General features: G+C 42.4%; 11 protein-coding genes. All 11 read right to left on the bottom strand.

Annotated features, from left to right (window positions below; genetic code table 11):
* Window positions 1-105: 105 nt before the first annotated feature.
* The 11 genes from ACIPDS_RS07610 to tssM all read right to left on the bottom strand — a co-directional run bounded on the left by ACIPDS_RS07610 (window position 106) and on the right by tssM (window position 12,554).
* The gene (locus ACIPDS_RS07610) at window positions 106-471 is read right to left on the bottom strand and encodes a hypothetical protein (RefSeq protein ID WP_400734342.1); all 366 of its coding nucleotides are present in this window, start codon (window positions 469-471) and stop codon (window positions 106-108) included.
* Window positions 472-480: 9 nt separating this feature from the next.
* On the bottom strand, window positions 481-921 hold the full coding sequence (locus ACIPDS_RS07605) for a hypothetical protein (RefSeq protein WP_400734340.1): 441 nt from the start codon (window positions 919-921) through the stop codon (window positions 481-483).
* Between the two features lie 691 nt (window positions 922-1,612).
* A complete protein-coding gene (locus tag ACIPDS_RS07600; protein WP_400734338.1) occupies window positions 1,613-2,002 on the bottom strand; it encodes a lysozyme inhibitor LprI family protein in 390 nt (129 codons plus the stop codon).
* Between the two features lie 65 nt (window positions 2,003-2,067).
* Window positions 2,068-3,036, bottom strand: a complete 969-nt coding sequence (locus ACIPDS_RS07595) for a hypothetical protein (protein WP_400734336.1) — start codon at window positions 3,034-3,036, stop codon at window positions 2,068-2,070.
* A gap of 468 nt (window positions 3,037-3,504) precedes the next feature.
* A complete protein-coding gene (locus ACIPDS_RS07590; protein ID WP_400734334.1) occupies window positions 3,505-3,942 on the bottom strand; it encodes a hypothetical protein in 438 nt (145 codons plus the stop codon).
* A 628-nt stretch (window positions 3,943-4,570) separates the two neighbouring features.
* Window positions 4,571-4,840: a hypothetical protein gene (locus tag ACIPDS_RS07585; RefSeq protein WP_400734332.1), complete on the bottom strand. Its 270-nt coding sequence runs from the start codon at window positions 4,838-4,840 to the stop codon at window positions 4,571-4,573.
* 960 nt (window positions 4,841-5,800) lie between these two features.
* Window positions 5,801-6,259, bottom strand: a complete 459-nt coding sequence (locus tag ACIPDS_RS07580; protein ID WP_400734330.1) for a lysozyme inhibitor LprI family protein — start codon at window positions 6,257-6,259, stop codon at window positions 5,801-5,803.
* Complete coding sequence (locus ACIPDS_RS07575) at window positions 6,256-7,137, bottom strand: hypothetical protein (RefSeq protein WP_400734328.1); 882 nt, start codon at window positions 7,135-7,137, stop codon at window positions 6,256-6,258. Before ACIPDS_RS07575 ends, ACIPDS_RS07580 begins: the two co-directional genes overlap by 4 nt.
* A 25-nt stretch (window positions 7,138-7,162) precedes the next feature.
* Window positions 7,163-7,642 carry an Hcp family type VI secretion system effector gene (locus ACIPDS_RS07570; RefSeq protein WP_400734326.1) on the bottom strand — a complete coding sequence of 160 codons (480 nt, stop codon included), beginning with the start codon at window positions 7,640-7,642 and terminating at the stop codon, window positions 7,163-7,165.
* A 15-nt stretch (window positions 7,643-7,657) separates the two neighbouring features.
* Window positions 7,658-9,022, bottom strand: a complete 1,365-nt coding sequence (locus tag ACIPDS_RS07565) for a VasL domain-containing protein (RefSeq protein WP_400734324.1) — start codon at window positions 9,020-9,022, stop codon at window positions 7,658-7,660.
* 10 nt (window positions 9,023-9,032) lie between these two features.
* Complete coding sequence (gene tssM / locus ACIPDS_RS07560; RefSeq protein ID WP_400734322.1) at window positions 9,033-12,554, bottom strand: type VI secretion system membrane subunit TssM; 3,522 nt, start codon at window positions 12,552-12,554, stop codon at window positions 9,033-9,035.
* Window positions 12,555-12,566 lie beyond the last annotated feature (12 nt).

Genomic DNA, 12,566 nt, shown 5'->3' with positions numbered 1-12,566 from the left:
TTTGGCGCTAAATCCCATAGACTCAAGATCCTGTGGAACGTTACGGTAAGCAGTGTCTTGCGCCATATCTCAGCTCTGAGCTTGCTGTTGTTGAATTGAGTACACTTACTGTTGCGGCTCGACGTGGTGCAGACTACGTTTATACTCATCGTATATTATGATGGTGTCATCATAGACCGTTAATCTTGCCGAATAATCTTTGTTATTTTTGTATTTTGTTTTCATTGTAGATAATTCTGTTTCAATATCTGAGCAATTTTCTTTAATAACACCCTCAATGCTGTAAGTTGTTTTATCTAAGCGTGGATCAAAGTTACTTATCCAACCCTCGCAAGCTTCAGCAGTCTCAAAAAAGTCCTGAAGATCTTGCGGTATTTTTTCTAAAATGACTTTATCCGCCGCAAATAATAAACTGGAGTTTAAGGTAAACAATACCATTAAAATAATTCTGAATGTATACTTGTTCTTCATGGCATCATCCTAGATGGTGTTTTTAATCCATTGTATTTGTGATAGGTTCATATTTGTTTTACAGTATAGTGACGAAATGGAGGAGCGATAGCCTGGAAGTGCCCCGTCACTTTGTGAAGCGTATTTACATTGCTTTTCGCGGTAAAGAATAAATGAGCGATGCAGTTCCGGGAATGTTATTCTTGCTATATGAATATAAGGTTCGTAATCGATAGAGCCATCTTCATTGAGTCCTCTCGCTCCTTCAGTATCATATTTATTCAGTCTTTTTTCTGCACTAGTCTCCTCTTTTTTCAACGCCAGTACGCTCTGCTGATATTTGTCCATAAGACACCAGTAAACTCTATCTTGTTGTATTAGTTGGTCGTAGGAACATTCAGATATTTTTATATCATGCGCGTTGGCAGCGTTGCATATAAATAAAATGAATAGAAGTTTTTTTATGTTCATTGATTCATATCCTTAAAAAACTATTTCCTTAATTCGAAATAATAATGATAAATGTAAGAATAATTATTTATTATATTAGGCCTTTCTGATAATTAATCATTGATTTTTATTCTTAAGTACTGATGTGAATAAAATATATACACAAGATGATTTTTTTCTGCATACTTAGAATTATCGCCATTATTAGAATCTCTATTGGATGTTCAGGGTATCCCATTATTAAAATCTCCGTTGTAGTGCTGGCTTACAGATATTTCAGTAGTATATCGAGGTATGGAAATTACTTTCAATTATTTTGAGTAATTATCTGTCATTATTTTACCCATTCAGAATATATTTTAGCTGTATCATTGGCCATGGAAAGTAGTTGAGTCATTTTTTCATCGTTTTTAAATTTTAATTTTACCTGTTCAATGTGTTTTCTTAAAAAGGAACATTCCTCGTTAATTATGCTATATGATTTTTCTTCTGATAGAGAATAGCTATTACCAAGATAGAGAGATGACATGTATATGTTACATGTTCTGGCATAAAAATTAATCTTTCTAATATCTTCAGGGATTTCTATGGATAAGTAATATAATTCATTGCTCTTGTATACGTGCTCATTATTAAAATCATCTGCCAGAGTGGTATGGCAGTATAAGGAAAAAATACAAAACATTAAAGTTGGATATATTATACGCATTTATTAATAACCATCGGCTGTGAAATCGGCTATATTCGCATTATTTAACTGTTCGGCGCGTTGCCTGTTTAGAAATGCTTCACAGGAATAAACTCTCGTAGAACTTGCCATCCCGCCACCACCTCCCCATATCTGGGCAAATGAGCATTGTGCAAAACGATAACGGATAAAAGTTTCGTTAGACATTTCGAGTCGTTTCAATGCAATATCAACGGATGTCTCAAGACGTTCATCTTTCATCTCTTGCCATTTCTTTATGCGCATAGTGATATTCTTTTCTGCTTTTTTTAATTCGACGGCGCTCATAAGTGAATCATTTACGTAACAGTCGGCAACCTGACTTCCTTCACCACTGGCACAGAGACTATTCAAATAATATTTATCTGTTGACATGACAACTTCACTATAGAAAAGAAATACGAAAGTTGAAATAATAATTATGAGGTATCTCATTATCTTTAGCTCGCTTTTCTTATAATAATGGAATAAGAGTACTTGATTTTCTCTATATACTGAGAATCGCCACCTCCATTATAAGCTAATGCTATTCTTTGCGCATTTATTGGAAGGTTCCATCCTGTGATTGCTCGTTTTTTCTCTGCTGGGACATATTTTAATACATCACCATCATGAAGGTAGCGTGGAATATTATTCATCTCTCTTAGAGTCTCTTCTGTCGTATGTTTCTTCATTATTATATCGTTTAATGTAGATAACCCTTCTTTTCGTGAAATAGTTACTGATGATGTGGCCAGGTAGGGTTTCTTCACGGAGCGAATTTCGGATATTGATAATCTACTCATCAAATATATGATTGCTGCTCTGAAATTCATTTCGGGAATCGTTTTAATTTTTTCTTTTTTTAGATTTTGCCATGCGTATATAGGAGGGGTAATAAGTTTCGTCATTTCATTATCTCTATCTGTAACCGCGAGTATTCCCGGGTCACTACTAACACCTATCTGCATGACATTTGAGTTCCACTGCCTATCGCCGGCTCCGGTTTCAGTCCAGGCCATCGCTTTTATCCATCGCCAGTCAATTGTTAGATAATGCGGCGTGGTCCGCCCCAAATGGTTGTTCATTTCATAAATCAATTTCCTTATTAATAGATCGTATTTATCCCATTCGAGTAAACCGGATAAAGCAGCGATTCTTCTTGTTTCACACCAATTGAAAAAAGTTTGGTTTTCCTGCTGTTCCTTCGTAACAAATTCATTGCGTAGTGTGAATGGGAATCTTTTCTTTGCTAATTTATCTTCATCTTTATATTTAAGTAAAGGTTTTTCTGTGACAGGAATCCCATTTGATTTTTCTATGCTGCTCATATGGAACTTCATTTCATAAAGAAAATTTAAAAATACGTTCATCTCATAAACTGTAAGCATTTGTCCCAGCAATGCAGTGCTCCCAGTTAATTTGTTCATATATAAAACAATACTTTATTAGTATTGAGTTTTACTATTAATTATTACATGTGCAACAGCATTAACCTCTTCAATAATAGTCATTTGTTCACTAATTGTTTTTATTTTCTATTTTCATCTTTTTATACTGTTCATATATTATGATAGTGTCATCATAAACAGTTAGCCTTGCAGAATAGTCATTATTATTTTTGTATTTGGTTTTCATCGAAAGTAACTTATTTTCAATGTTTGCGCAGTCTCTTTTAATCGAATCCTCAACAAACTGATAAGTTGATTTTTCTTGATGAACATTAGAATCCCTTATCCATCCTTCACAGGAATCAGCGGTTTCAAAAAAAACCTGCAAGTCTTGCGGCATATTATAAATAACGATATGGTTTATACTTTCTGCAAATAAATAGTTACAGTGAAAAAATGCTATAATAAAATTAATTATAATAAAGAACTTTTTGCACATAATAATCTCTAAATGTAATCGTTAAGCCATTTTATTTGTGAAATATTCATCTCGGTTTTACAATATAATGATGATATTGGAACTCTATAACCGGAAAGTGAGCCAATACTAAGGGATGAATAGCCACATTGTTTTTCCCTATAAATGATAAAATAACGATGAAGTTCTGGGAAGGTTATTCTTGCAAGGTGAATGTTGGAATCGTATGCAAGGGTCCCATTTTCATTAAGACCTCTTTTCTTTCCTTCATTATTATCGAATCTTTCCAGCCTTTTTTGAGCACTAGTTTCTTCTTTTTTTAAAGCGATAACACTTTGCTGGTATTTGTCCATAAGGCACCAGTAGACGTCAGCCTGTTCTATCTCATTATTGCATTTCGCAGGATCGATGTTATGCGCATTGGCTGCACCACATATAAGGAAAAAGCATAGACACTTTATATTCATTGATTATTCCTTGTAAATGTTATTTTCTCTCATCTGCAACAATGAGATCGTATGTGAATCTGATTTTATCCGCATAGGTGTTATCCGCTCATCTCCTGTGTTTCCTATCTATATTGGTCTGGTTTTCCATGCTACTACCCTTGCACCTGTGCCAGTCCATATTATTTCCTTAATCAATCCCCAGTCCAGCGGCTTATATTTTTCGACGTTTTTAGATGTTGATAAATGCTGATTTATCTCAGATACAAATGTCCTGATTGTATTATTATAAATATATCAGTTAGGGCTGCCAATCGCTTTTTTCCGGCCTGCTTTCCATTCATCAAGAGGACTCATTTTTTTGACGGTTGTCCAGATGCTTCCCTGGTGCCGGAGTATTTATCTGGGTTATTTTTCTCGAGTTTTCTGTTGTTGGAATTCCTTGTTAGCCACTGCTGTGCGCTTTATCATGTGAAGATTTGTGAGAGTAAGGTTTTGTCGTTCTTTTTTGATTTCATTAACTACTATCTCCATTAATTCATAGTCATGAAGTTACTAATTGATTTTATTTTCCATCCATGTCTTTTTATACTCACCATAGGTTATGATAGTATCATCATAGACCATTAATCTTGCCGAATAATCTTTGTTATTTTTGTATTTTGTTTTCATTGTAGATAATTTTTTCAATATCTGAGCAATTCTCCTTAATAATACTCTCAACAATGCTGTAAGTTGTTTTATCTAAGCGTGGATCAAAGTTACTTATCCAACCCTCGCAAGCTTCAGCAGTTTCAAAAACGTCCTGAAGATCTTGTGGCATTTTTTCTATAATGACTTTATCCGCCGCAAATAATGAACTGGAGTTTAAGGTAAATAATACCATTAAAATAATTCTGAATATATACTTGTTTTTCATGACATCCATCCTGGATGGTGTTTTTAATCCATTGTATTTGTGATAGATTCATATTGGTTTTACAATATAGTGACGAAATTGAGGAGCGATAGCCTGGAAGCGCCCCATCACGTTGTGAGGCATATTTACATTGTTTTTCTCGATAAAGAATAAAGGAAAGATGTAGTTCGGGGAATGTTATCCCTGCTATATGAATATAAGGTTCGTAATCGATCGAGCCATCTTCATTGAGCCCTCTCGCTCCTTCAGTATCATATTGCTTCAGTCTTTTTTCTGCGCTGTCTTCCTCATGTTTTAACGCCAGAACGCTCTGCTGATATTTGTCCATAAGACACCAATAAACTCTATCTTGTTGTATTAACTGGTCGTATGAACATTCAGATAATTTTATTTCGTGCGCGCTGGCAGCGTTGCATATAAATAAAATGAATAGAAGATTTTTTATGTTCACTGATTCATATCCTTAAAAATTATTTCCTTCATTCGGAATAATGATAATATATGTAAGTATTATAGTTTATTATAATTTCCTTTATGAGATGATTTGTTAAAGTAATATCGGACAGTCGCTCTCCGGCAACCTTATGCCCTATTTAACAGTTTTATCTTCATAGTCATGATAAAGAAAAATAGCATCATCTGTCATAGTCAACATTAGTAAGACCTCATGGTTATTAGTATACTTTATCTTCAGTTTACTGTTCCATGTGTCTAAGTTTGCACAGTATTTATGTATGTTTTCTACAGTATCATCCATATCTGATTTTTTTGTTAATGAAAAGGATAGGTAAATAATACAATAATCAGTATATAAGCTTACTTGACGAACTTCTTTTGGTATTTTAGAAGACAAATAATAATATTCTCCTGGAGTATATGTTTTGGGATATTCAGATTCATCGCTTGAATATGATAAGTTTCATATAAAAAGTAAAAAGCATAGCAGTAAACGGATCATGGTTATTTTATATCCTCTGTATAATCTGGAATGTTAGCATGTATTAACTGTTCGGCTCTTTGCCTGTTTAGTTCAGCCATACAGGAATATATGCGAGTAAAACTACCCACACCATTTCCCCATGATTCCGCAAACGAGCACTGAGCAAGACGATAACGAATAAACTCTTGATTAGATTTATCCAGCCTGTAAAGTGCAATCGGGATAGCATCATCCAGTGCTGCACTTTTGACTTCAGACCATTTGTGTATACGCAATCTGATATTATCTTCGGCCTTTCTCAGCGTTATAGTGCTTTCAATGACTTCATTTCTCAGGCAGTCGACAAGTTCTGCCTCTTCCCCTGATTCACAATTGTTCTTACTGAGATAATAAACATTATTTGCATTTGCTCTATGGATTAAGGAAATGCTAATTATCAACGTGGCTAATATTATAAAAATTCGTGCAATACTAATCATTGATTTTTATTTCCTGTTGCAGAGGTAAATAATGCATATACATAAGACAATTTTTCTGCATACTTAGAATCTCCTCCACCATTATAACCTTTTGCAATAACGTTAGCCGTTATTGGCGATATCCATCCTATAATAGCTCTTTGCATGCTACCCTTGCGGTATCGTAATTCTTGGCCATCATGAACTTTACTGGGGTTCACACCAGGATTTTCCCTTATTAAAATATCCATTGTGGTGCCTATTTGATTTGTGTCTTTGACTATATCGGAAAATGTGCCATGACCTTTAATAGCAGATACTTTTACAGTATGAGGGGCTTTGTCGTTTGAATCATCTACAGAAATAATATCCGATTTTGATAACCTATTCATTAAGTATACAATTGCAGCTCTGATATTCATATGTGGATCTGCTATCAGATTACTTGACGTGATACCTTGCCATGTTGAGCCAGAAGGAATAACCAATTTCACCGCCTCCGATCCATTTATTACAACTGGAGCAGCTTTATCCCCCGGAACACCAATGCGTAATGGTTTGTGTTCCCATTCATATTTATGCCCATCTGCATCACCTTCTGTCCATAACATCGCCTTTATCCATAGCCAGTCCAGACGAGTATATGAAGGATATTTTGATAAATATCCGTTCATTTCAGACATTGCTTGGGAAATAAACTTATCATATATATTCCAATTTTCTTTCTTTTCCTTGTAGGCATCTGCTCTTATTTTTTTCCATATATTGAGTTTATCAGTATCAGTTAATGATTTCCTTTCAGGTGCATTAGTATTCAGCTTATCCCTCTGAGTTCGCTCAGTTTCAGGAATGCCTTTGTGAATAGAGCCATTTAACGGGCTTTTATTCCTTAATGTCATAAGTGCTCCTTGTGAAAAAATTTCATTAAAAGACCCTCTCATCCCATAAACTGTATGCACTTGTCCCGGCAGTGCAGTGCTCCCAGTTGATTGATTCATATATAAAAGAAATACTTTCTTGAGGTTGTGCTTCACTATCAATTATTACATGCGCAACAGAAAGGTTAATATCACTTATTCTGGCGTTTTTTAATTCCAGCTTGTAAAATTTTTCATTAATACCAAATCTATTAGTTCGATAAAAATCAAAAGTGCAGGTCAATATCTCATTGTCATTTATGGCCTTTCCCAGCAAAGGAGAAGATTTGTCGACAGGTTTTTTTATCGTAACTGAATGATGATTGACATTCTGGTCTCGACTTAACCCATGATTCAGTTCATATACCATAATATTATCAAGGTGCTGTAACTGTGCTTTATTACCGATAGAGTCAAGTGAACAGCAACCTGCTGAAATCAATCCTTGCTTTTCACCGTTCAGTGTTAAATAGATTAAGTTAGCCATATAAATCTCCTTGAATTAACTATTGTTTTGGGGCTTGCCATTAATTACCGACTCAGGTACCACATTGTTTTTCAGCAGTAGCCAACGGCTTAATACGCCATTCAGTTGTTCATTGATCTGTTTTTCCAGGGCTTCCGTGTTCAGTCCCTGGGCCCTGGCATCCTGATATTGTGTCAGCAGGGATTCCAGTGGCGTTTCCTGATTCAGCAGTCGTTCCGCCTGCCAGGTAACGGTTTTGATATAGGAAAGGGTAAAGCCCTGTTTCTCTGTTTCCCGCTTCATCATCAGGTCGGCAAAGTCGCGCAAATTCTGGCGTGCCTGCTGCAGGCCACGCATTTGTGGGCTGTTTTGTGCGCGGGTTTTCAGGATTTCATTCCACTGCGCTGTTGCCTGCTGCTGTTGGAGACTCTCCGGCCAGCGGCTGTCTGCGGTTCGCACCATCTGCATACCTGTTTCCAGTAGTTGCAGTGGTGAAGTGTCAGGAAGCGGTTGTAGTCGTTGCCCGTAAGTGTCCAGCTCTGGCGAAGCCAGCCAGACTGTTGCTGCGCCCTGCGCCGAATCTCTGACCTGAGCTAATTGTTGTTGCATCGGGTATACCTGCCACCACCAGAGGACGGCAGCGACTACCGCCGTACAGGCAGTTCCCGCCATAAAACTTATGGCGTTCCGACCTGACGTGGCGCTGGCTACGGCTACCGTATTCTCCGGGGTGCCGTGGTGGACTTCCACCTTCATTTCTGGCAGGTCGGGGAGAGGCGGGAAGTTTTCCTCCTTGACGGGCTTTGTGCTTTCAGGGGCATAGATCAACGTTCTGATACTGGCCAGTGACGAAGAATCTGCGCTGCTTTTCGGCTGTGGCTCAAGCCGTTTACGCGTGTTCAGCACAAAATAAAGCAGGTTTTCTACATGGGGCTGGCGTTTAAGTTCCACCTGCTGGAGTTTGTCGCAAATCAATTGCAATGCGCGCTCAGTCCGATACAACAACGGCAGGTCAGTGTCTGAAAAGGAAAGCTGTTGGCGCAAGATATTACCGGTTCGGGTATTGAGCCAATCAAGCATCCCGATACGAGCGGGTTCATCCTGGGGCCAGAATTTATCCCACTCGTGACTTATCATTGCCGCCAGCAGCTCCACGCCTTCGCAAAATCCGGCTAGCCCGTGTGTGCGTGTGCGCGCGAGGGTGTAATAAGTCGCCGTGTGCAGATCCACTCCGTTGGCTTTAAAAATCACCAGCGCCAGCGATTCCACCAGTTTCCAGTTCAACTCTGGCTGCGACGGGTGAGAGGATTTGTTGATCTCTTCCCGCAGGGCGCTAAATTCCGGCAGGCCACGCGGATCGCTGCCGGTAATAATTGTTTGTGTGAGTATGTCCTTGCTCATTTTGGCCTCCTCAGTACAGGGTATCCGGTAGCCGGAACTGGCTGAATAGCCCGCCGGTGAACGGGTTATCTTCCGTGTCTGTATGTACCCGATACACCATTGCGCCACCGTCCACGTTAAAGCGAACGCTGAAAGTACCATCCTGTACGCCGGTGAGTTGTCCTGCGCCAAACAGTCTGAACTGCGCCCATGGTCCACTGAAACTGATGCTGCGCGGTGCGTTACCGCCGGTGCCAATCAGCGTCAACTTACTTTCATTGCCCTCACGCATGTTATTAGGCCATACCAGATGCGCGGTATAATTGCGGCCCTGGCTGTAGTCCACTAACTGACCGTCAAGATTGAGTACGCTGCGCCGTTTATTGCCGGAGAGCGATACGGTTTCCACGGCGAACTGGGCACCAAGCCCATTTTGGCGGCTGAAGAATGCCTCTCGAATCTCCTGTGCGGTTTCCAGTTGTCTGCGGACATCCTCGCGAATGATGACGCTATTGTCTCCGTCCCCGAGGCTCAGGTCGTTCTCTATAAACAGACGCAGATTCTGCTGATAAAAGGTATCCAGCATGCCGTTAGGTTTAAAGAAGCGTTCAAATGCATCCAATGACGCATCCTGAGATGAGCGCGGATTAAACGGATAGTTGTTGGCGAGTTGTTCATTAAAGGGTTTGACCACGTTGTCGCGCCAGTCCACTTCCATGTAGTGTACCGCTTCTACCATCACAACATGCCAGGCCTGGTCGGCCAGCTTTCCTACCCAACGGTTAAGCGGAGCAGGTAATGTTTTTGCCATCTGACGGGTGGCGAAGATGGGATCGCTGCTATTTTGATCCAGTCGAAGCTGCACAGCTTTCAACGCTGATTTTCCCGGTAGTGGTGCGTTCTGGATCGCCAGCAGGTAACGATGCAGTTCAGTCAGTTGTTGATAGACTGACTGCATAGTGTTTTCTTTATCTTTCTGTACTGCCAGCGTACTGTTTTCTGGCGCAAACTCATGCCCCAGGCGCGTCAGTAACTGATAATCGGGCTGTGCTATGGCTTCCTGGAGCGCTTTGTCATCCAGCTTTTCAGACAGTACGGTAGGCCGTGTATTGTCGCGCAGTGCCGTCAGCGCCCGCTGGAGTGGCTGATCGCCGCTGATAATTTGCTCCAGGGCGCCGGTCAGTTCAGCAATGGATTTGTAGCTGCGCACGTTCAGATTATCCATCCCGGCACGCCAGGTGGCGGTGTAGTCGCTGAGATACTGTTCGGTGAGCTGACGCTGGATTTCCGCCCGGTCAGCCTCGCTGTATTTCACACTATGGGTAAGGTTGAGTACCCAGGAATCCATTGCCGTCAGTTCGACCAGCGCATCGCGTTGTTTGACAAAATAACTCTGCAAGCCGTAACGGGTGAGGAACTGCGGAACAATCAGTTTATTATCATCCCCGGAGGTAAACACCTGATCAAACGTGGCGCCTACCTGGTCACGTAGGTTCAGATCGGCAGGCAGCACGCCAAGCGCACGCGTTTTCAGACTCTGATAAACACGCTGGTAGACAGGGAGCTTGCTGAGTTCTTTCTGGGCTGCCAGCACCGGGGCGTCATACGGCGTCCAGCGACTAATGGCGTCGGCGTCGCCTGCCTGACGTTCTGCGTGCCAGTCAGTATGTTGCAGGGCATAGTTCAGGTGAGACATAAGTTGCGCCTGGAGGTCACGCTGGCCATGGAACTTATCGCTCCAGCGTTTTGCCATATACTGCTTCACCACTTCGTTGCTGCGTCCGCTTTTATCCTCCAGCATTCTGATGACGCGCACTACCGCAAGCTTTTCCTCGCTCTCCGCTGGCGCAGCATTCATCTCTTTGACCAGGCCATTAAAAAGCGCCGGAAGATAACGCTGTTCCAGTAGTTGCAGATAGGTCTGCTCCACATAAGGGCCTATACGTCTACCCTGATACAATCCCAGATCGGCTAGGCTGCTGCGATCGTCCCAGTCGCCGTAAGCCAGCGTGGCATCACGCACTGGGTTGAGCAACGGCAGTTGCAGGTTGCCGTAATCGTCCATCCCCTGTGGTGGCGGTACGGACATAAAAGCTTTTGCCTGTTCCAGCACGGTGATACCGGATTGCCAGTTATTATAATAATAGTGATGCCAGCCCATAATCAGCAGCAGCGCGGCGATGCCGCCGGTGACAGAAAACACGGATAACCGTCGGCGGGATTGCATCAGCCAGACGCGGCTTTCACCTGCGAGGTTAGGCTCTGCCAGTAAGGTCTGAGGGAACAGGTTGCGGGTAAAATAGGGGGCCGTATCCACCAGAGGCCAGGCGGTCATCGGGCTATTGCCCAGGTGGAACTGACGGGCGGCAGACTGCATAAAGATATCGTCGATCTGGCCGCGTTGCAGTGAGGAGGTGAAGTACACGCCGCGCAGCATGACGTTCATATTTTCACCGTCCAACAGGCCATTAAGCAGCGACACCAGAGGCTCGCGACTTCCCTGTATCTGGCGGACAAAGCTGAAAAGGGAGCTGCGTGAACCTGGAGTTAACATCCGCTCCGGTAGAGCGTTATTGAGCTGTTCGCCCCAGGTCTGCCAGAACGCATCCAGTTCCACACGCCAGTTGTCATTTTCATGGGCATGGCGGGTAAAGGTGACACCGAGAACGGCATCACGATCGTTCCTGTCCAGAGACTGAAATAGCGCGGCGAAACCGTGCAGTAAATCCAGCCGGGTCAGCACTACATACACAGGTAACTGGCAGTGAAGGTGCTGACGTATATCCTGCAAACGTCCACGCAGTATTTGCAACAGGTGCTCCCGGCGGCGTTTGTCGGCGGTCAGCAGGTCGGGCAGATCCAGTGTCAGTATCAGACCGTTCAGCGGCTGTCGGGATCGTTTTTGTACCAGCCAGTCGAGCATGGTTGTCCACAGACGGCGGTGCAGCACATCCGCCTCCTGCTGCTCAAAGAGGATACCGTCTGCATCAAAAATGACGGCCTGTTTTCCCACGTAGGGGATAACATACCGGCGCATCTCCACGCCGCGCACAGCCTCTGGGGCGTAAATGATGTCGGATGGAAAACCTTCGCGCAGCAGCGATGTTTTGCCGCTCCCGGATGGACCAATCACCATATACCACGGCAGTTGCCACAGGTAGCGACGATTGTCGAGATGACGTTGCAGACGCAGCAACCAGTGATCAAGATAACGTTGCTGGGCCGTCAGCTCTATGGTCAGCGGATCTTTTCCTTCTTCACGCTGTTGTTTTTGCTGCTTTTCCAGCTGTTGCAGGCGCTTCATTACCCTGACTGTCAGCCATACCAGCACCGTGAGCGCCCAGGCTGCCGTCGCGAGCCAGCGGTTCGTAAGCGGTTTAAGCCACTGCTCGTTGTATAATGACCATGTCGGGCCTTTCCACCATATCCATACCAGCAGCACAATCCACGCCAATGCCAGAAGCCAGGCGGCGGAAACCTTAAAGCGGGGCATCGCCGGGGCGAGGGCGGATCGCAGATTGCTGAAAAGTCGAGGTGTTGATAATCTGAACACAGTAACTCCTTG

It is taken from the genome of Kluyvera sp. NPDC087067, from assembly GCF_044745165.1.
GTDB lineage: Bacteria > Pseudomonadota > Gammaproteobacteria > Enterobacterales > Enterobacteriaceae > Kluyvera.
Note: the sequence above shows the minus strand (reverse complement) of the source record. Positions and strands in the feature narration are given on the sequence as shown.

Bases quoted from the DNA above. Each gene is read 5' to 3' on its own strand.
- ACIPDS_RS07610 (WP_400734342.1), bottom strand. From the start codon at position 471: ATGAAGAACAAGTATACATTCAGAATTATTTTAATGGTATTGTTTACC.
- ACIPDS_RS07605 (WP_400734340.1), bottom strand. From the start codon at position 921: ATGAACATAAAAAAACTTCTATTCATTTTATTTATATGCAACGCTGCC.
- ACIPDS_RS07600 (WP_400734338.1), bottom strand. From the start codon at position 2,002: ATGTCAACAGATAAATATTATTTGAATAGTCTCTGTGCCAGTGGTGAA.
- ACIPDS_RS07595 (WP_400734336.1), bottom strand. From the start codon at position 3,036: ATGAACAAATTAACTGGGAGCACTGCATTGCTGGGACAAATGCTTACA.
- ACIPDS_RS07590 (WP_400734334.1), bottom strand. From the start codon at position 3,942: ATGAATATAAAGTGTCTATGCTTTTTCCTTATATGTGGTGCAGCCAAT.
- ACIPDS_RS07585 (WP_400734332.1), bottom strand. From the start codon at position 4,840: ATGAAAAACAAGTATATATTCAGAATTATTTTAATGGTATTATTTACC.
- ACIPDS_RS07580 (WP_400734330.1), bottom strand. From the start codon at position 6,259: ATGATTAGTATTGCACGAATTTTTATAATATTAGCCACGTTGATAATT.
- ACIPDS_RS07575 (WP_400734328.1), bottom strand. From the start codon at position 7,137: ATGACATTAAGGAATAAAAGCCCGTTAAATGGCTCTATTCACAAAGGC.
- ACIPDS_RS07570 (WP_400734326.1), bottom strand. From the start codon at position 7,642: ATGGCTAACTTAATCTATTTAACACTGAACGGTGAAAAGCAAGGATTG.
- ACIPDS_RS07565 (WP_400734324.1), bottom strand. From the start codon at position 9,022: ATGAGCAAGGACATACTCACACAAACAATTATTACCGGCAGCGATCCG.